Source organism: Natronobacterium texcoconense (assembly GCF_900104065.1).
Lineage (GTDB): Archaea > Halobacteriota > Halobacteria > Halobacteriales > Natrialbaceae > Natronobacterium > Natronobacterium texcoconense.
In genome coordinates this window covers 198,809-218,200 of the sequence record NZ_FNLC01000002.1, presented here as the reverse complement: position 1 = coordinate 218,200, position 19,392 = coordinate 198,809, and the positions used below count along the sequence as shown (strand labels likewise).

Below are 19,392 nucleotides of genomic sequence, written 5' to 3'. Positions count from 1 at the left end.
CTATCACACGCCTATCTCGAGTACGATCGAATTACGAGGACGTGCTCAGTCCCGTTCGCGGACCGTCACGACGGGGATGGGAGCGTTCCGAACGATCTCCTCCGCGACGCTACCGAGGAGCAGTTTGTCGATCCCCGACTGGCCAGCCGTTCCGACGACGATGGCATCCATCCCCTCTTGCTCGGCGACGGCGATGATCTCCTCCTGTGGAACGCCGTGGCGGACGGTCGTCGTCGTCTCGAGACCAGACTCGGACGCCGCTTTCTGGGCTTCCTCGACGGCTTCGGCGGCCTCACTGTCCCTGTCGGCACGCATCTCGTCCCGCCGGTCGGTGCTGTGGGGGCCCTCTTCGGCGACCGAAACCACGTGGAGGGTCGCATCGAGGTCGGCCGCGAGTTCGATCGCGTGTCTGGTCGCCCGACGAGCCCCGTCGCTCCCGTCCGTCGCGAGCAGCAGGTCCTGATACATCTCGTCTCCCCTTCGACGGTCGACGGAATACGCTCCGGACCTGCCCTTGCCGGGGGTACTTCAGCCAGGAAATCGGCGGGGTCAGATCACGTCCAGAATGAAGATGGCGAGATAGAGCTGGCCGAGTCCGGCGACGATCATGACTGCGCCCGCGACCTGCCTGATCCGCTCGCTGTAGCCCGCGAGCCGGCCGGCACTCGCGATCAGTCCCATTCCCGTAGCGACCGTCAACGCGACCATCAACACGACGACGGTACCGACGTACGTACCGAGGACGAGCATCGCCTCGAGCGGCGGCAGTGCGAGCGCGCTGGCGACGACCGGCGTGAGAAACGCCAGGGCACAGCCGGCCGCCGCAAGCGCGTAGCCCGCGCCGAAGATCCCGAATCCGAGGACGCTCGAACGACGCTGTGGGAGAGCGATCGACAGCGACGGCGCGCGATCGACGAGGATCAGGACACCGAAAAGCAGCAAAATCCCGCCGACGATCAGCTCGAAATAGACGATGTTCGACAGCGTGTCGTAGCTGACCTGATAGGCCACACCGAGGACGACGGCAAGCGTCACGAAGACGCCGACGCCAGCGACCAGCCCGCGGCTGAGAGCACCACCGAGCGATGCCTCCTCGTTCTCGGTCTGGCTCACGTAGAAGCCGACGTATCCCGGCAACAGCGGGTACGCACACGGGGAAAAGAACGTCCCGATGCCGGCAAGCAGTGCAAGTCCGAGCGTCGAGAAGATCGCTGCGTCGAACATTACTCTCCTCCGCTACTCTCGAGAGCACACTCGATGCCGGCGACGATTTCGTCGGCTGTTTTGGTGCCGCTGTCGGACCACTGGACCACGCCCGAGTCGTCGAGCGCCACGGCGGTCGGATAACGACTGACGCGGTAGCTCAGTTCGGCCGTCGGATCCAGACCGACGGTCCAGTTGCCGCCGTGTTCGTCCCACCAGTCGGCAAGTTCTTCCTCCGTGATCGCTCCGTTCTCGCCGACGGATTCGCTGGTAACCGAGATGAACATGACTTCGTCGCCGATCCGGTCGTGAGCCTCGGCGAGTTCCGGCATCTGTTCCTTGCAGGGCGGACACCACGTCCCGAAGAAATCGATGAACGTCGGGCGATCGGCTGCCGGCACGGTCACCTCCCCGGCGTCGCTACCCTGCACGTCGACGGTCTCGAGTTCGACGGGATCGTACTGTTCGCCGTCGTCGACGCAGTTATCGTCGGTCGAGAGTCCGTACACTGCGACGGCACCGGCTCCGGCGAGTACACCTGCACTACCCACGCCAGCCAGGACATCTCTGCGGCGCATAGTTATTCGTTATCGATGTCGAGGTGGTCGTTCTGCCCTGCTACGACCGCTCTGGTGTCCTCGAGGATCGCCTCGGCGCCCCCACCGAGTTCCGGGTTGAGCGCCTGCGGATACGAGCGTTCGACGACGCCGTCCTCGTTGGCGAGCAACATGAGGTTGATGTGGCTGAAGCTGTAGCCGTCGTGATCGTGGTCGCCGTGATCCTCGTGTTCCTCGAGGTCCTCTTCCTCGATTCGGTTGATTCGCATGCCGAACTCGTCGTGGAGCAGGTCCTTCCCTTCCTCGTAGCTTTCGGGCCGCAGGAAGTGCCAGTTGTCGGCCTCGTGGTCGACTCCCTGCTGGCCGGCGTACTCCTCGAGAACCTCGGCGGTGTCGCGTTCGGGGTCGAACGTCAGCGCGAGCAGGGCGAGATCGTCGTCGTACCCCTGTTCGGCGGCGTCGGCCTGGATCCGCTGGAAGATCGTCATCAGGGCGGGACAGGCACCGTCCGGACAGTGGGTGAAGAGATACGTCATCAGAAACGTGCGTTCACCGACGAAATCGTCGCGCGAGACGAGTTCGCCGGCGATCGGGTCCGGGACCGAAAACGGCGGGAATTCCTCGCCGTGGATCGGATGTGAGGGGGAACCGCGGGTCTGTTCCGGTGGGTCGAGCACCGTCTCCCCGTCTCCCCAGTCACTCTCCGGTAGTTCCCGTTCGCCGTCGTCCCCGAGTCCGACGGCCCCCAGGGAATCGTCGAGACAGCCGGCGAGCCCGGTGACCCCCGCCACGCTCGCCGCGCCGAGCGACCGAAGATACGTCCGTCGTTCCATACGCGACCTCTAGAACGGAGCGATCAAAGGTTCGTTGGTATACTTCCCGAACGCGAATAGTACGTCGCTGTTACCGGTTCGACCGGAACGCTATCAGGGGTGTTCCGCGGAGAAATTACTCCGTACGTCTCCGAACGATCGGAAACGGGCCGAAACCGAGCTATTACGGCTGGTATAACTATCGGCGGGTGTCGTCTACCTCGAACGCATGTCTCGTTCGAATCGCTCGGCGATGCACGTCGGCTGTCCGAACTGTGGTGCAACCGTCGACGCCACCGTCCCGCCGGGCCCCGGAATCGGTGGTGACGACTCGAATCGACTCCAGGGAAAGCAAGCGAACTGCCGGAACTGCGGCCACGAACTCGAACTGTACTACTACTGACGGGGTTTTTCGTCTCGTACTGACGACTGTCACTCCACTGTTTTCCTCGATCCCCCACCCTCCACCCGACAATTATCCGAACACTTCGGAGTATTCGGACGATATGGGAGGAGTATTGGGCCCCCTGCTGGTGCAGGCCACGAATCAACCCGTGGCGGCGCTGTGATATTCCAGCGAATGCCATTCCACGACGAGCAGTCGTCGTCGACAGATCGGGAGTCAGTACGTGCGGACGAGCACAATCGAAGGAAGCAAACCGAGGACGATCCGAGCTGTCCCGGCCCACTGATCGTCGTCTCGAATCGGCAGCCGTACCGTCACGAGTACGAGGACGGAGGCGGAACGAATGCGGCCGAAAACGCGTCGGATCGGTCGATCACCGTCGACGAACCGGCCGGTGGGCTGACGGCCGGACTCGATCCCGTCGTCCAGCAAACCGACGGCACCTGGATCGCCTGGGGCGACGGTGACGCCGATTTCGACGTCGTAGACGAGGACAACTGCGTCGACGTTCCGCCGGACGAGGAGGCATACACCCTCCGGCGGATCGACCTCAGTGAGGAAGCCGTCGATTCCTACTACTACGGGTTCAGCAACCGGGTTCTCTGGCCGCTCTGTCACGGCTTTCCGGACCTGATCGAGGATCGAACGAACGACTTCGAGTGGTATCGGACGGTCAACGAACGGTTCGCGAAGGCGGTCGCCGATCACGCGAACGACGACACCGTCGTCTGGCTGCAGGACTATCACTTCGCACTCGCCCCACGGATGATCCGGGAGTCGATCCCCACGGGGGCGACCGTCGCACAGTTCTGGCATATCCCCTGGCCGACGGTCTCGACGTTCCAGCACTGCCCTGTAGGGGGACGAATCCTCGAGGGGCTGCTCGGAAACGACTTGCTCGGGTTCCACGTCGATCGGTACGTCGACCGGTTTCTCGACTGCGTCGCCCGATATCTACCGGCCGCCACCGTCGACAGGAACCGACGAATCGTCCGGTACGGTGGCGAAACGACCCGGGTCGTCGCGACCCCGATGGGCGTCGACGCCGAGAGCCACGCCCGGACCGCTCGTTCGACCGACGCCGAGACGTTCGCGAACCTGTGTTCGGAGTACGGCATCCCCGACGACGGGACGATCGGTCTCGGCGTCGATCGACTCGATTACACGAAGGGGATTCCGGAGCGGCTGACTGCACTCGAGCGGTTCTTCGAACGGTACCCCGACTGGCGCGGCGACTTTACGTTCGTCCAGAAGGCGACCCCCTCGCGGACCGAGATTCCGGCCTACCAGCACCACGGCGAACTGGTCCGCAGCGAGGTCGAACGGATCAACCGCCGGTTCGGAACCGACGACTGGCAACCGATCGTCTACACCGAGGACTACCTCGAGGAAGCCGAGCTCTGTAGTCTCTATCGCCACGCCGATCTGATGATCGTGAGCCCGCTGGTCGACGGCATGAATCTCGTGACACAGGAGTACGTGGCCGCCAGCGTCGACGACACGGGAGATACCCTGTTGTTGAGCGACCGGGTCGGTGCCCACGAACTGCTGGGTTCGCACGCGGTGACGATCGATCCGACCGACGTGGACGACTTCGCCGAACGGATCGGCCACGCGCTCGCGATGCCCGCTCACGAGCGGCGACACCGGATGGACGTGCTTCGGGACCGCGTCTTCGACGCCGACCTGGATCGATGGATGACGACCCAGTTCGACTGGATTCGACGTATTCACACCGGCTCGGAATCACAGCGGACGGACTTCGACCCCTCCGAACGGACACCACCAGTGTAAGATGTCGACCGGAAACGAGTCAGCTGCCGACGTGTCCGAGACCGAGTCGGTTCCGCCACCGATCGACGAACGGTTGCCCGAGATCCGGAACGCCCTCGGCCGTGCCAGGGAGCTTCTGGTCTGTCTGGACTTCGACGGAACGCTCGCGCCGATCGTCGAGACGCCGGACGAAGCGGTGCCGACTCCCGAAACCGAAGCCGCCGTCGCGACGCTCGCAGACGAGACCGGCGTCACGACGGCAATCGTCAGCGGCAGGGCACTCGGGGACGTCCGCGAACGGATCGACGGCCCGTCGATTTACGCCGGCAACCACGGACTCGAGCTGGCCCGCGAGGGATCGATCGGCGTCCATCCGGTCGCCCGAAAACGCGCACGACGGATCGATACCGTCTGTGAAACGCTCGAGACCGTTCTCGAACCGATCCCGAACTATCGAATCGAGAACAAACGGCTGACCGGAACGGTCCACGTCAGGTCCGTCCCGGCCGCCGCTCGTTCCGTCGTCGCCGCCCGGACGCGAGCCGTCGTCGACCGCCTCGCTGGTGACGCACTCGAGGTGTCGACGGGAAAGCGCATCCTCGAAATCGAGCCGTCGATCCCCTGGGGGAAGGGCAACGCGGTCGAGTTGATCGCCGCGGAGCTACCGCCGGGGACGCTGCCGTTCTATATCGGCGACGACGTCACCGACGAGTCCGCGTTTCGAGCCGTCGAACCCGAGGGAATCGGCATCCGCGTCGGCGGCGACGAGCCGTCGGCGGGTTCGTGCCGGGTCAGTTCGCCGGACGAGGTCGCGACGTTCCTGGAGTGGCTCGGGACGACCGGCGTCGAACTGGTCCGATCGGAGACGGAACCGGCGGTCGAATCGATCACTGTCGGACCCTCGAGACGATAGTCGGAAAAACGGGTGGGTGGGGCGGAAGGGGATTGGGGGATCGCCACCGGGTATGGACCGGACGAGGATGGCGTAGGAGACGGGGGACCTCCGAACGCTCCTCCCGGCCATACCCATTGGAAACCACCATACGAAGCTACTTATTATTTCCTACGGAGATTTCCTTTCCGAATTACTGCAGATAGGCCGAAAGTATTAGTTACCACTGGAAATATACCCTCATACGAGAGTGAACGAGAGTGAAGCTACGTCAACCAACTGACTTCTTGATCCTCGAGGCGCTCGAGGACAAGGGACGAAACGTCGCAACGAACCTCGCAGCCCACACGGGCAAGAGTCGAAAGAACATCAACACCAGACTGCCAGTCCTCGAGGACTACGGTCTCGTCGACAAGATCGGACCGGCCGAACGGTCCGGGCTCTACGAGATCACCTCGAGAGGGAAAGCAGCCCTGGTGTACCGCGATCAGTACGACGAAGTCGACGACTTCGAGGAACTCATCGAAGGGCCAAACGCGGCCGAGATCGACAACGAGGCGGCTGGACAGGCCAGTTTCGCCCGCGGTGAAGACGACGAGTCCGACGACGAGTAACTCCGGTCGAGGATTCGTCTCCCTTTTCGCTCGAGGCCGGAACAGACGCCGGTCGTACTGTCTCATCTCGGTGGTTGAGCCAGCCTCGCGTCCGGACTCCTCAGCGTCGCGTCGAAACCGACGCAGTTCGACGAGTGTCGACGACGCGAGCCGTCTCGCCGAGTACTCGGATCTCGACCCAGCCTGGAAGCCGGTCCGGGTCGACCGGCTGTAACAGCAACAACGCTCCGGTCGCCGTTTCGACCAGTCGTCGGTCCGGGTTTCGCTGTCGCAGGCAGTGCGTCCAGTCGCCGGTTCGAAACCGTCGGTTTACTTGCCAGCCGGTATAGTAGCGGCCGTCCGACCCTGCCAGGACAGTGTCTACGGGTGCGTCCGCGATCACTCCGGACACCCCGTCCCACCGGTACGGGTTTGCTCCGCACTCGCGTTCGCGCACATCCTCACGATCGAACGAAGACCTGCCGACACTATCGCCGATCGGGTTCACATAGGGAATTTTTATGCTATCGTGACAGTCTCGTTTACGTGAACGGAGTCGACGACTCGACCGATCGACGTCGACGCGGGCCAGCACCGAGACGAAACCCACATTACAGACACGCACCGACCACAAGATAGTGACTCGCGTCTGTCTCATCGGGAACGACGACGTCGACCTCTCGTACGAACTCCTCTCCCGGGAAACCTCGCGTGAGGCACTCGCGACGTACGACCTTCGGCGGCCGTTCGACAACTCGATTGCCGTCCGAACAGTCAGCATCGGCGCCGCCGTCGCCCTGCTGAACGACCTCCAGTGGTACCTGACCCGGTTCGTCGACGCGGCGTTCGTCCAGGAGCCAAGCATCAGCGACGAGGAGTGGCTCTCACGATCGCTCGCGACCGCACTCCGGAACGGAGACGTCGAACCCGAGGACACCGGCGAGTTCTGCAAAGTGTACGGCCTCGAGAGCGTCGAACGGGGATCGGCGATAGCGAAGTCCTCGAGTGAGGACGACTCCGACGCCGAAGACGACGATCGGTCTCCCGAGACGACCGAGCGACTCGTCGAACCGCTGTACGTGCGCCGAACGGACGGTGAACTTCCGGCCTACGATCTCAGGGACGTCGAACGGACGCTCGTCGTTCGGCTCACGGAAGCCGAGTACTCACCCTGATACGGTTTGCTGTAACTATTTACCACCGATCGTCGATCCCGTTCTGGCGATCAGCGGTAATTGACTACAGCAGACCGTATGAGTTGCTCCGTTACTCGTCGGTATCCGTCGCTGAGTCGACGCCGATCCGCATCTCGTGTCTATCACCATCGTCGTCGACGATTTCGACCGAGAGTTCGGTCGGCCGCTCCGCGTCCGAGTCGAACGTCGCTCGAACGAGCAGGCCGACCGCCGTCATCTGCATCGCACACGACTCGTCGTCGGCCGATTCGTCTCTCACCGAAGCCTCGAGAGCGAGCGTCTCGCCGTCCAGATCGGCGTCCTCGAGGTGCATTTCGTAACAGAGACTCGAGCCCTCGCCCTCGAGTGCGACGAGTAGCGAGTCCTCGAACGACGTCTCGTCGACGAACGCGGTGACCTCGTCGCCGGGCTCTCCGTGTTCCCACCTGTCCTCGAGCCACTCGTCGGCGTCGTCTGCCTCGAGCAACAGCGTCGCTCCGGGGCTGTCCGGAACGTCGGGATGCTGGTACGGATACGTGTCGTCGACGAGTTCGTCGGCGTCCCCGGAAGCGTCGGTTTCGCCGTCGCCGCCGTCAGTTTCACTGTCTCCGTTCTGGTCGTCGCTGTCGTTTCCGCCCGTTCCCGGGTCGGACGCGTCGTCGAACCCGTCGTCGAGACAGCCAGCACAGAGCGCGAGAAAGCCGGTGCTGCCAGCCAGAAACGTCCGCCTGGACCGCGTCGATCCGAATCGCCGTGTCATTACTCGATCATACGCCGGAGAGGATAAAGGTCGTTGCCCTAGCTGAAACAGCCTTTTTCCGGGCGGGATGACAGGTCGCCGGTATCGCTTCGTGTAGACTACTGCAAGTCATCGACAGAGCAACCGCGACCTGCCGTGTACCGGAAATCGGTACAGAAGACCGAATCAGTCGAACAAACCGGTCGAGAGATAGCGTTCGCCGCTGTCCGGGAAGAGGGTAACGACGAGCGGACAGTCCTCGACCGCCTGTCCGCCGTCCGTCTCGGGTGATGCCGGCTGTGTCGCGTCGAACGCGTCCGGAACCTCGGGACACTCGATATCGGGTTCGGCAATCTCGCGTGCGATCCGCTGTGCGACGAGACTCGTCGCGCCGCTGGACTGGCCGACCAGTATTCCCTCTTCACGCGCGAGCCGACGACACTCGTCTTCGGCGTCCTCGAGTCTGGCGGTCTCGACGCGGTCGACGAGTTCGCGGTCGAGGTTGTCGCTGACGAAGCCGGGCCCCATCCCCTGGAAGCCGTCGTCACCGGGTTCGCCCGTCGAGAGGACGGCGTTGCGAGCGGGTTCGACCGCAACGATCTCGAGGTCGGGAAACTCCTCGCGGAGTCGCTGGCCGGTCCCGGAGATCGTGCCGCCGGTGCCGACGCCAGCGACGAAGGCGTCGATCTCGCGGTCGCCGACCTGTTCGATAATCTCCTCGCCGGTCGTCCGATAATGAGACCTCGGATTCGCCGGGTTCTCGAACTGGCCGAGCTGGGTCGCACCCTCCTCGACGAGTTCGTCGGCTCTCGCGCGGGCGGTCTCCATGTTGCCGTCGACGAGTTCGAGATCGGCACCGTAGGCCGCCATCACCTGCTGGCGCTCCGCGGACTTGTCGGCCGGCATGACGAGCGTCAGGTCGTAGTCGCGTGCGGCACAGACGAGCGCGAGTCCGATACCCGTATTGCCACTGGTCGGTTCGACGAGCCAGTCGCCAGGCTCGATTGCCCCCTCCCGTTCCGCCGTTCGGATCATCTCGAGTGCGGGCCTGTCCTTCGCCGATCCGCCGGGGTTGAACGATTCGATCTTCGCAGCGACCGTCGCACCCTCGGGCGAGTCGACCTGGACCAGCGGCGACCCGATCGTGTCCAGGATGCTTCCCTTCATTGCTACCGCGTAAGGAGTCGAGCCCTAAACCCGTGCTGGACGTCGGCAGTACGTGCCGGTGACGAAGGGGGTTACTCCGCCGGAACCGCCGGCTCCTGGCCCGAGTCCGCCCGTTCGATGCGGTTCTCGGCGTACTCCTCCGCCGCGGTGAGGACCGTCGTCTCCTGTCGTTCGGCGTTCTCGATCATCTCGCCGAGTCGATCGCCGATCGCGGCGGCCTCCTCGTAGGCTTCCTCGCGGGTGCCACCCAGGTACTCCTTGGCGACCGTGATCAGCCCGCCGGCGTTGATGACGTAGTCCGGTGCATAGAGAATTCCCTGCTCGCGAAGCACCTCGGCGTGTCGTCGCTCGGCGAGGATGTTGTTCGCCGCACCCGCGACGATGTCACACTCGAGTTGCGGGATCGTGTCGTCGTTGACGACGCCGCCGACCGCACACGGTGCGAAGACGTCACAGGACTGCTCGTAGACGTCCCCGGGAGCGACGGTGTCGACGTCGTGTTCGTCGGCGAACGCCGCGACGTGCGCTTCGTCGATGTCCGAGACGGTGACGTCGGCCCCGGCCGAGGACAGTTCCTCCGCGAGTGCCTGGCCGACCTTGCCCAGTCCCTGAATCACGACCTCGAGACCCTCCACCGAGTCCGTTCCGTAGACGTGTTCGGCGCTCGTCTGAATGCCGTGGAAGACGCCGTGGGCCGTGATCGGTGACGGATCACCGAGTCCGTCGCCCGTCCCGACCGCGTACTCTGTTTCCTGTTTGACGACTTCTATGTCTTCGACGCCAGTGTTGACGTCGACCGAGGTGATGTAGCGCCCACCCAGGTTGTCGACCGCTCGTCCGTACGCCTCGAGCAAGGCGTCGGTCTTGAGGTCGTCGGGGTTGCCCAGGATAACTGCCTTCCCACCACCCAGCGGGAGGTCGGCCGCAGCAGCCTTGTACGTCATCGCCTTCGAGAGCCGAGTCACGTCCTCGAGAGCGTCCGCTTCGGTATCGTAGTCCAGGAATCGTGTCCCGCCGAGACTCGGGCCGAGCGTCGTGTCGTGGATCGCGACGATTGCGCGGAGTCCCGTCTCAGGATCCGAGACGTACGTTACCTGTTCGTGACCGCCGTCGACCATCGGGCCGAATACCATACTATAGAGTTTTCGTTTACCGCAAAAATTCTACCGGCTTCGGACGAAGAGTGCCACTCTGGTTGCACACATGGAAGCACCTCGTGGCAGAACGGTAACTATTTCACCATATCCGCTTATCGGTACACATGGACGGAATCGTCTTTTTCGGGACCGAACGACACGACGAGGTCGTCGATTTCTACCGAGAACTCGGCGCTAGCGTCTGGCTCGAGCAACCCGACTGTACCATTCTCGAGACGGGTTCGTTCCGGTTCGGGTTCTGTGAACGCGAACCCGCCGATACCGAGGGAATCGTGACGTTCGTCTTCGACGACAGGGACGGCGTCGACGAGGCGTACGCGGAACTGTCGGAACTGGCCGACGAGGAGCCACGGTTCAACGAAACGTACGATATCTATCAGTTCTTCGCGTCAGATCCCGAAGGACGGACCGTCGAGTTCCAGACGTTCGAGTAGCCCGTCGTAACCCGAAAAAGTCGAACGCCACCCCACCGGCGAATACTACGCGCCTCTGACACAGAGGGCAAGTTGTTACTAGTTTTCGTAAATGCATTAATCTTTTCACCAGAGTACCGATATCCACAGGAGCGACCACGACGGTCCGAGATCGGCGAGATTCCTGCCAGAAACACCGTCGTTAAGCCGTCGGGCCCATAACCGATCCGTATGAGTCTCGAGACGCTGAACCCGAACCCGACGTGGGATGCCGCCTCCTACGAGGACGCCGTCGACGTCCTCGAAGCGCACAACGACGACCTCGTCTACACCGTCTGGGGTGGCGACTGGTGCAAGGACTGCCGAAAGCTACTCCCCGACCTGGGCGCGGCACTCGAGGCGGCCGAGGTCCCCGACGATCGGATCGAGGAAATCGCGGTCGACCAGGACAAACAGGGCCCCGGCGTCGACGAGTACGGCATCGAGTACATCCCGACCGTCGTCGTCGAGACCGACGACGGCGAGGAAGTGACGCGATTCGTCGAGGAAGAGGATCTGCCGCCGGCGATCTGGCTGGCCGAACGGATCGACGAGGAACTGTAACTCAGAACGGACTCTCGGAACCGTCGCTTTCCTCCCGCTCCCGTTCGATCGTTCCGTTCCCCTCGAGCCACTCGAGGGCGTCGTCGACGTCGTGGGTCGGCGGCGAACACGTCCGGTCGCGACAGACGTACAGCGTCGCCTCGCCGTCTCTAGCCTTGCGGCTGGCCCAGATCGGCGGTGCATCCTCGAGTTCGAGCCGATCGAGCCACGTCTCAAGTCCCGCTTCCGTCGGCGGTCGACGCGCGAACAGTCGGTCCGGGAAGTACCGCGACGCGAACGCCTCGCGCCACTCGTCTGGGAGTTCGTCCGCGGCGACCGTTACCTCGAGTGCGCCGGACTCGAGGCGGTCGGCGGCGAGACACAGCGTCGCGTGCTGGAGCGTGTTCGCCTCGAGTCGGTTGGCGTGGGTCGAAAGAACTGTTGCGGCGATTTCCTCGTAGTCGACGGCTTCGCCGTCTCCACGAGGGCTCTTCGAGCCCTCGCTGTCCGCAAACTCCTCGAGCGCGAGCAACACCTCGACGGCGACGCCCGCCGACGAGGGCGTCGACTGGTCGCCCAGTTCCTGCGGTCGGGTCACGAGCGATTCGCCGCTCTCGGGCGTGAAGTACAGCGTCCCGCGGCCGGCGTCCCAAAACTCCTCCTCGATGGTGCGAACGAGATCGAGCGCGAACGCGAGGTGGTCGACCTCGCCGGTCGCCTCGTAACAGCCCAGCGCGCCGCGAGCGAGGAAGGCGTAGTCCTCGAGGTAGCCTTCGATGGCGACATCCTGGTCTTTGTACCGCCGCGAGAGCCGTCCTTCCTCGTCGTCCCAGAGCCGTTCGCGGACGAATTCGAGGGCGTCGACGGCCATGTCCGCGTACTCGTCCTCGCCGAGGGTCAGCGCAGCCTCGGCACAGGTTGTGATCATCAGTCCGTTCCAGCCCGCGAGCACCTTCTCGTCGCGGCGGGGGCGAGGCCGTTCCTCACGGGCCTCGAACAACTGCTTTCGGGCGTCCTCGAGTCGCTGCTGGATTTCGCTCTCCGAGCGGTCGAACTCCCCCGCGAGGTCGGAGATCGATCGCACACGATTTGGCTGGTTCGTCCCCTCGAAGTTGCCCGACTCCGTGATATCGTAGCGGGCACAGAAGAGGTCAGCGTCAGTCTCGTCCTCGAGGACGTCGCGGACCTCCGCGGGCGTCCAGACGTAGAACGCGCCCTCCTCGCGCTCACCGGTGTCGGGGTCTTCGCTCTGGGCGTCGAGCGTGCTGAAGAAGCCGCCATCCTCGTGGGTGAGTTCTCGGTCGACGAACGCGAGCGTCTCGTGGACGACTTCCGCGTACCGATCCTCGCCGGTTAGCTGGTAACCCGTCAGGAACGCCCGCGGAATTTCGGCGTTGTCGTACAGCATCTTCTCGAAGTGGGGCACCGTCCAGTCCCGGTCGACGCAGTAGCGGTGGAAGCCGCCGCCGACGTGGTCGTAGAGCCCGCCCGCGGCCATCGCGTCCAGCGTCTCCTCGAGCACCTGGCGGTACTCCTCGTGGCCCGTCCGGTCGTACGCGCGAGCGAGCACCTGAAGTCGCGAGGGCTGGGGAAACTTCGGCCCGTCGGAGCCAAAGCCGCCGTACTGACGGTCCGCGCTCCGGAGGACGGCGTCCGCAGTTCGCTCGAGCAGGTCGCTCGAGGGCGGATCGGCCGCTTCCGGCGAGGATGCGCCGGGGGTCTCCTCGAGCTGGTCTCTGGCCGCCTCGGTCCACTGGTCGGCGCGGTTCTCGACCTCCTCGCGGTCGTTCTCCCACGAGTTCGTGATGTTCTCGAGGACGTCGAGGAAACCCGGCTGTCCTCGCTTCGCCTCCTTCGGGAAGTACGTCCCGACGTAGAACGGCTTCCCCTCGGGGGTGAGCCACGCCGAAAGCGGCCAGCCGCCGCGTCCGGTGACGAGGTTACAGACAGTCATGTAGATGCTGTCGACGTCGGGGCGCTCCTCGCGGTCGACCTTGATCGGAACGAACTGCTCGTTCAGGACCTCGGCGACCTCCTCGTCGGCGAAACTCTCCGCTTCCATGACGTGACACCAGTGACACGCCGAGTAGCCGATCGAGAGGAAGATCGGGACGTCGCGTTCGCGGGCCGTCTCGAGGGCCTGCTCGTCCCAGGGCTGCCAGTTGACGGGGTTGTCCGCGTGCTGGCGTAGGTAGGGGCTCTCCTCTTCGTCGAGGCGGTTGCGCTGGGTCGGCTGTTCCATGCGCCGACTACGGCCGGCGATAATAAAAAGTCGTTGTAAGTTACTAAGTCGGCGAATCGCCGTTATGCGATCCCGAGAACGGAGACGCCGTACGCGGACGCGGCAACCAGGACGATCGTCCACACGAAGATACCCGTCGTCATCCAGGCAGCCACAGTACGGCTCCGGCTTCCCGCGAGCAACGCGACCAGCGCGGCGACGTGGACGCCGGCCAGCACTGGCCCGCCGAGCGCGAGTCCCGGCAACCCGTACCGATCCCAGAGCCGGCGCGCTCGAGCGTACCGATCGCTCGGCTCCGACTCGTCGTCCCGTCGACGCTGGAGCCAGTTCGCGACCCGCCGATAGAAGACGACGAGCGCGTACACCGAGAGGACGTTGCCCGCGAACGCGACGGCACCCGTGAGGACGGGGTCGAGTCCCAGCCCAATCGCGATCGGAATCACGACGAGAATCTCGATCACCGGAATCGCCGCGAAGACGAACACCAGCAGGTACTGGAGGAAGCCAGTGGCCTCCTCTATAGTCGAGCTGACGTCGACGAGCAGGGGAACGAGTGACATAGAGTGTTCGCTCCGAGCCACGGACGGTGGAGAACGCGTCCAGGTACGGCAGATCGTAGTGGTTCGTAGGCTTTCCTCCCGTCAAATACGTGCCGTTACCGAACCGGGGCAGCAGCCAGCGAAATATCCATAAACCACGGTCCCTCCATAGATCAGATAGTGGAGTACTGGAGACGATTTCTTTCACAACTCGGACCGACGCGAGTCATCGGAACACTCGGTGGGTTGTACATCGGTCTCGCTATAATTCGAGGCTGGATCTGGCTCGAGGCCGGCTACTCGCTGCTCAACGTCACGCTGATCACGAGCATGATCGTGGTACCCGGAGCCACACTCCTCTACGGCAGCTATCGACTGTCCCGTTCTGACGTCGATTCGAACTTCTACCCCGACGTCGCCGGCTGGACGCTCGCCGGATTCGGAGCCATGGCGGCCTTGCTCGTCACCTACCACCTCCAGCCGGAAGGCGGTATTTCCAGTCCAGGAACGTCACCGCCGATACTCACGGCAATCAGCAGCGTCGGCGGGTTCGCCGTGGGAATCCACGACGCTCGAGCCAAGACGCGAACGCTGGCAGTCGAAGAACGGAACCGGGAGCTACACCGGACGAAGCGGGAACTCGAGGAGTCGGAGCGACGGTACCGAACCCTCGCGGAGAACTTCCCGAACGGGGCAGTTGCGCTCCTGGACGAGGAGCTTCGACACACGCTCGTCGCGGGACGAGGGTTCGAAAAGGTCGAGTTCAGTGCCGACGACCTCCGCGGCGAACGGATTCAGGACGTCTACTCCGGAGAGGTCCTGGAGAGGATCGAGTCGAACTACCGAGCGACGCTCGAGGGCGAACCGACCTCGTTCGAACTGACGGTCCAGGGTCGAACGTTCGAGTTTCACGTCCATCCGCTGACCGACGACGACGGTGACGTCTCCTCCATCCTGGCGATGTCCCAGGACGTCACCGAGCGAAAGCTGCGCGAGCAGGAACTGGCGAAGCGGGCACGTCAGCAGGAAGCCGTCGCCGATCTCGGACAGCTCGCGCTCGAGACCGATGACGTCGACGAACTCATGGAGGAAGCAACCAGGGAGGTGGCCGACGTGCTCGACTACGAGTACTGCAAAGTGCTCGACCTGCTGGAGGCGGACGACGAACTGCTCTTGCGACAGGGCGTCGGCTGGAGAGACGGCATCGTCGGTGAAGCGAGGGTGTCCGCGCTCGAAGACGACTCTCAGGCCGCGTACACCCTGGAGCACGATCACCCGATCGTCGTCGAAGACCTCGGGACGGAGACGCGATTCGGCGGTCCGGAACTCCTGACGAGTCACGACGTTCGAAGCGGCATCAGTACCGTCATCGGCCCGTTCGACGAGCCGTGGGGTATCCTGGGAACCCACGATACCGAGCGCCGAGAGATAAGCGAGGAGGACGTCTCGTTCGTCCAGAGCGTCGCCAACGTCCTCGCGGAAGCCATCGAGCGCCAGCAGTACCGGTCCGAACTCGAGGGACTGGTCGCCGACCTCGAGGAGTCCAACGAACGCCTCGAGCAGTTCGCCTACGCAGCCTCCCACGACCTCCAGGAGCCCCTTCGGATGGTCTCGTCGTATCTCCAGCTCGTCGAACGTCGCCACGCCGACGACCTCGACGAGGAGGGGCTGGAGTTCCTCGAGTTCGCCGTCGACGGTGCCGACCGAATGCGATCGATGATCGACGGCCTGCTCAAATACTCTCGAGTCGAGACGAACGCCGATCCGCTCGAGGCGGTCGACCTCGAGACAGTCTTCGAGGACGCCCGGGAGGACCTCCAGCTGACGATTGCGGCGAACGACGCGACAATCACGGCCGAACCGCTTCCGCGAGTCCAGGGCGACGACCGGCAGTTACGGCAGGTGTTCCAGAATTTGCTCGAGAACGCGATCGCCTACAGCGGTGACGAACCACCGACCGTCCGCGTCTCCGCGCGACGGAACGGATCCGACTGGATCGTCACCGTCGAAGACGACGGGATCGGCATCGATCCCGAATACCAGGACAGCGTGTTCGAGGTGTTCGAGCGCGCCCACGACCGCGACGCGGGTACCGGGACCGGGATCGGACTCGCACTCTGTGAACGGATCGTCGAGCGCCACGGCGGGGACATCTGGCTCGAGTCCGAACTCGACGAGGGAACGGCGGTGTCGTTCAGTCTCCCCGTACCGTGAGCGGTCTGTTCAGTTCAGTTCTTCCTCGAGCAGGCGCCGGAGCACGAGGTGAAGCACGCCGCCGTTTTCGACGTACTCGACGGCCATCGGCGTATCGACCTGTGCCGTCACCGTAAACTCGGTCACTTCGCCGTCGTCGGATTCGGCAGTGACCTCGAGTTCGGCGTTTGGTTCGAGGCCGTCCTCGAGTCCGTCGATCTGGAAGTACTCGGATCCGTCGAGGCCGAGTTCCTCCCAGCCCTCGCCGTCTTCGAACTGCAGGGGCAGGACGCCCATACCGATGAGGTTGTCGCGGTAGATGCGCTCGTAGCTCTTGCCGATGGTCGCGCGGATACCGAGCAGGTCGGTTCCTTTCGCAGCCCAGTCGCGGCTCGAGCCGGTGCCCAGTTCCTCGCCGGCCATGACGACCAGCGGCGTGTCCTCGTCGCGGTAGCGTTCGGAGGCCTCGAAGACGGTCGTCTCCTCGTCGGTCGGGTGGTGGATAGTGTACCCACCTTCCTTCCCGTCGAGTAGCTGGTTCTCGATACGGACGTTGGCGAAGGTACCCCGCATCATGACCTCGTGGTTCCCGCGTCGCGAGCCGTAGGTGTTGAACTCGTAGGGTTCGACGCCGCGCTCTTTGAGCCACTGGCCGGCGGGCAGATCCTCGCCGAACGGTCCAGCGGGACTGATGTGGTCGGTCGTGACGGTGTCGCCGAGCATGAGCAGGCTACGGGCGTCGGAGACGTTGTCGACGCCGGGCTCCTCGAGCGGGAAGTCCTGGAAGAACGGCGGCTCGCGGATGTAGGTCGACTCGGGATCCCAGTCGTAGACTTCGCCTTCGGGCGCGTCGAGGGCTTCCCAGCGGTCGTCACCCTCGTAGACCGAGGCGTACTTCTCCTCGAACATATCGGGCGAGACGCTGTCGTGGATCGTCTCGCGGACTTCCTCCGGATCGGGCCAGACGTCCTCGAGGTAGACCTCCTCGCCCTCGGCGTTCGTACCGATCGGCTCCTCTTCGAGGTCGATGTCCATCTTGCCGGCGAGACCGTAGGCGACGACCAGCGGCGGGCTGGCGAGGTAGTTGGCCTTGATCTTCGGGTGGATACGCGCCTCGAAGTTACGGTTTCCGGAGAGGACGCTCGTCGTCCAGAGGTCGTGTTCGTCGATGGCTTCCTCGACCGGGTCCGGTAGCGGGCCGGCGTTCCCGATACAGGTCGTACAGCCGTAGCCGACGACGTGATAGCCCAGTTCCTCCAGATCCTCGAGCAGGTCCGCACGCTCTAAGTACTCCGTGACGACCCGGCTTCCGGGTGCGAGGCTGGTCTTGACGTAGTCGGGCACCTCGAGGCCGGCCTCGGCAGCGTTGCGTGCGAGCAGGCCGGCGGCGACCATCACGGACGGATTCGAGGTGTTCGTACAGGACGTGATCGCACTGACGAGGACGTCGCCGTGACCGATTTCGATCTCCGTACCGTCCTCGAGTTCGACGGGAACTTTCTCGTCGAGAGCGAGCCCGGGTCCGGCGGCGCTCGAGTCGTCGGCTGCGGCACCGCCGTCACCGATTGCGGGCTCACCGCCGGCACCGAGGACGCCCTCCTCCTGGAGCAACGCGGGGAAGTGTTCGTCCAGGTCGCCCATCGGGATGCGCGAGTGAGGCTTCTTGTGACCGGCGAGGCTCGGCTCGACGTCGCCGAGGTCGAACTCGACGACCTCGGTGAACTCGGGGTCCTGCTCGCCGAACAGCCCCTGTGCCTCGAGATACTCGCGGACGAGTTCGACGTGGTCCTCGTCGCGACCCGTCAACTCGAGGTACTCGAGGGTCTTCTCGTCGACGGGGAACATGCTGATCGTCGACCCCTGTTCGGGGGCCATGTTCGAGATGGTCGCACGGTCCGCAACCGAAAGCTGGGAGACGCCGGGGCCGAAGAACTCGACGAACTTGTCGACGACGCCGACTTCGCGGAGTTTCTCAGTGATGTGGAGCACGAGGTCCGTCGCTGTCGCCCCCTCGGGGAGTTCGCCCGTCAGACGGACGCCGACGACTTCCGGCAGCGACATGTTGATCGGCTGGCCGAGCAACGCGGCCTCGGCCTCGATACCACCGACACCCCAGCCGACGACGCCGATGCCGCCGATCATCGGAGTGTGGCTGTCCGTGCCGACGAGCGTGTCGGGGTAGAGCCACTGGTCGCCGCCCTCCTCGCGTTCGTGGACGACCCGTCCGAGGTGTTCCAGGTTGACCTGGTGGACGATTCCCGTTCCCGGTGGGACGACGTTGAACTCGTCGAACGCCTGCTGTGCCCACTTGATCGCGCGGTATCGCTCTTCGTTGCGTTCGTACTCGATCTCGACGTTCTTCTCGTAGGCGTCCGCGCTGCCGAAGTGGTCGACCTGCACGCTGTGGTCGATCACGAGGTCACAGGGGACTTCGGGTTCGACGACCGTCGGGTCGACGCCCTTGCGGTCGGCCGCGGAGCGAAGCGCCGCGAGGTCGACGACCGCAGGGACGCCGGTCAGGTCCTGCAGGACGACCCGCGACACCGTAAACGGTACTTCGGCGTCCGGAACGTCCGGTTCCCAGGACGCCGCAGCGCGGACCGCGTCCGCGTCGACAGTCTCGCCCTCTGTCGCCGCGTTTCGGAGCACCGACTCGAGCAGAACCCGGATGCTCACGGGCAGTTTCTCGAGGTCACAGAGCCCTTCCTCCTCGAGAACCGTGAGGTCGGCCATCTTGTACGTCTCGCCGTCGTGTTCGAACTCCCGGATCGCCTCCGAGAACTCATCAGTTGCCATACCCCGTTCTGGGTAGGCAAGGTATTTCAAACCCTCGAGAATCGTTAGTAGAGACTATAACAACCCAATATTTGGCGGGAAATACACGGTTTTATATGAGGGGTGGAGGAGAGCGAGAGAGGCCCGGTCAGGGCTCGAGAACGAACCGTGTGA

Annotated in this window: 19 protein-coding genes; 8 read left to right on the top strand and 11 right to left on the bottom strand. The window is 64.0% G+C overall.

All coding sequences use genetic code 11. The features are described 5' to 3' along the window. Positions 1 to 45: 45 nt before the first annotated feature. The 4 genes from BLR35_RS08525 to BLR35_RS08510 form a co-directional block, all read right to left on the bottom strand. Positions 46 to 468, bottom strand: a complete 423-nt coding sequence (locus BLR35_RS08525; RefSeq protein WP_090380418.1) for a universal stress protein — start codon at positions 466 to 468, stop codon at positions 46 to 48. Positions 469 to 549: 81 nt separating this feature from the next. Next, a complete protein-coding gene (locus tag BLR35_RS08520; RefSeq protein WP_090380417.1) occupies positions 550 to 1,224 on the bottom strand; it encodes a cytochrome c biogenesis protein CcdA in 675 nt (224 codons plus the stop codon). Further along, complete coding sequence (locus BLR35_RS08515; RefSeq protein WP_090380414.1) at positions 1,224 to 1,781, bottom strand: TlpA family protein disulfide reductase; 558 nt, start codon at positions 1,779 to 1,781, stop codon at positions 1,224 to 1,226. The genes BLR35_RS08520 and BLR35_RS08515 overlap by 1 nt, the downstream gene beginning before the upstream one ends. A 2-nt stretch (positions 1,782 to 1,783) precedes the next feature. Further along, complete coding sequence (locus BLR35_RS08510) at positions 1,784 to 2,593, bottom strand: SCO family protein (RefSeq protein ID WP_090380411.1); 810 nt, start codon at positions 2,591 to 2,593, stop codon at positions 1,784 to 1,786. Between the two features lie 208 nt (positions 2,594 to 2,801). On the opposite strand from BLR35_RS08510, the gene BLR35_RS20640 reads away from it, so the two are divergent. The 4 genes from BLR35_RS20640 to BLR35_RS08495 all read left to right on the top strand — a co-directional run bounded on the left by BLR35_RS20640 (position 2,802) and on the right by BLR35_RS08495 (position 6,257). Continuing rightward, positions 2,802 to 2,975, top strand: a complete 174-nt coding sequence (locus BLR35_RS20640; RefSeq protein WP_170830988.1) for a hypothetical protein — start codon at positions 2,802 to 2,804, stop codon at positions 2,973 to 2,975. Between the two features lie 177 nt (positions 2,976 to 3,152). Continuing rightward, positions 3,153 to 4,772 carry an alpha,alpha-trehalose-phosphate synthase (UDP-forming) gene (locus BLR35_RS08505; RefSeq protein ID WP_090380408.1) on the top strand — a complete coding sequence of 540 codons (1,620 nt, stop codon included), beginning with the start codon at positions 3,153 to 3,155 and terminating at the stop codon, positions 4,770 to 4,772. Position 4,773: 1 nt separating this feature from the next. Next, positions 4,774 to 5,664, top strand: coding sequence for a trehalose-phosphatase (gene otsB / locus BLR35_RS08500; RefSeq protein WP_090380406.1), 891 nt, complete (start codon positions 4,774 to 4,776; stop codon positions 5,662 to 5,664). A gap of 239 nt (positions 5,665 to 5,903) precedes the next feature. Continuing rightward, positions 5,904 to 6,257 (top strand): winged helix-turn-helix domain-containing protein, encoded by a 354-nt coding sequence (locus BLR35_RS08495; RefSeq protein WP_090380403.1) that lies wholly within the window; start codon positions 5,904 to 5,906, stop codon positions 6,255 to 6,257. A gap of 100 nt (positions 6,258 to 6,357) precedes the next feature. Here the strand turns inward: BLR35_RS08495 and BLR35_RS08490 are convergent, their stop codons facing one another. After that, positions 6,358 to 6,693 (bottom strand): hypothetical protein, encoded by a 336-nt coding sequence (locus BLR35_RS08490; RefSeq protein ID WP_394328358.1) that lies wholly within the window; start codon positions 6,691 to 6,693, stop codon positions 6,358 to 6,360. Positions 6,694 to 6,874: 181 nt separating this feature from the next. On the opposite strand from BLR35_RS08490, the gene BLR35_RS08485 reads away from it, so the two are divergent. Beyond that, the gene (locus tag BLR35_RS08485) at positions 6,875 to 7,411 is read left to right on the top strand and encodes a DUF5804 family protein (RefSeq protein ID WP_090380400.1); all 537 of its coding nucleotides are present in this window, start codon (positions 6,875 to 6,877) and stop codon (positions 7,409 to 7,411) included. 91 nt (positions 7,412 to 7,502) lie between these two features. Here BLR35_RS08485 and BLR35_RS08480 read toward each other — a convergent pair whose 3' ends face one another. The 3 genes from BLR35_RS08480 to BLR35_RS08470 form a co-directional block, all read right to left on the bottom strand. Further along, complete coding sequence (locus BLR35_RS08480) at positions 7,503 to 8,171, bottom strand: hypothetical protein (protein ID WP_090380397.1); 669 nt, start codon at positions 8,169 to 8,171, stop codon at positions 7,503 to 7,505. A gap of 165 nt (positions 8,172 to 8,336) precedes the next feature. Further along, positions 8,337 to 9,317 carry a PLP-dependent cysteine synthase family protein gene (locus BLR35_RS08475; RefSeq protein WP_090380394.1) on the bottom strand — a complete coding sequence of 327 codons (981 nt, stop codon included), beginning with the start codon at positions 9,315 to 9,317 and terminating at the stop codon, positions 8,337 to 8,339. 71 nt (positions 9,318 to 9,388) lie between these two features. Continuing rightward, positions 9,389 to 10,450 (bottom strand): Leu/Phe/Val dehydrogenase, encoded by a 1,062-nt coding sequence (locus BLR35_RS08470; protein WP_090380392.1) that lies wholly within the window; start codon positions 10,448 to 10,450, stop codon positions 9,389 to 9,391. 128 nt (positions 10,451 to 10,578) lie between these two features. Here BLR35_RS08470 and BLR35_RS08465 point away from each other — a divergent pair, with 128 nt between their 5' ends. Together BLR35_RS08465 and BLR35_RS08460 are read left to right on the top strand one after the other, a co-directional pair. Further along, complete coding sequence (locus BLR35_RS08465) at positions 10,579 to 10,908, top strand: glyoxalase (protein ID WP_090380389.1); 330 nt, start codon at positions 10,579 to 10,581, stop codon at positions 10,906 to 10,908. Positions 10,909 to 11,118: 210 nt separating this feature from the next. Further along, positions 11,119 to 11,490, top strand: coding sequence for a TlpA family protein disulfide reductase (locus BLR35_RS08460; protein WP_090380384.1), 372 nt, complete (start codon positions 11,119 to 11,121; stop codon positions 11,488 to 11,490). A gap of 1 nt (position 11,491) precedes the next feature. Here the strand turns inward: BLR35_RS08460 and BLR35_RS08455 are convergent, their stop codons facing one another. Beyond that, positions 11,492 to 13,711 carry a thioredoxin domain-containing protein gene (locus tag BLR35_RS08455; protein ID WP_090380381.1) on the bottom strand — a complete coding sequence of 740 codons (2,220 nt, stop codon included), beginning with the start codon at positions 13,709 to 13,711 and terminating at the stop codon, positions 11,492 to 11,494. Positions 13,712 to 13,773: 62 nt separating this feature from the next. After that, positions 13,774 to 14,271, bottom strand: a complete 498-nt coding sequence (locus BLR35_RS08450) for a small multi-drug export protein (RefSeq protein ID WP_090380377.1) — start codon at positions 14,269 to 14,271, stop codon at positions 13,774 to 13,776. Between the two features lie 426 nt (positions 14,272 to 14,697). Between BLR35_RS08450 and BLR35_RS08445 the strand changes: the two genes are divergently transcribed. After that, positions 14,698 to 16,464, top strand: a complete 1,767-nt coding sequence (locus BLR35_RS08445) for a sensor histidine kinase (protein ID WP_090382873.1) — start codon at positions 14,698 to 14,700, stop codon at positions 16,462 to 16,464. Between the two features lie 9 nt (positions 16,465 to 16,473). Here BLR35_RS08445 and acnA read toward each other — a convergent pair whose 3' ends face one another. Then, positions 16,474 to 19,239, bottom strand: a complete 2,766-nt coding sequence (gene acnA, locus BLR35_RS08440; RefSeq protein WP_090380373.1) for an aconitate hydratase AcnA — start codon at positions 19,237 to 19,239, stop codon at positions 16,474 to 16,476. Between the last annotated feature and the right edge of the window lie 153 nt (positions 19,240 to 19,392).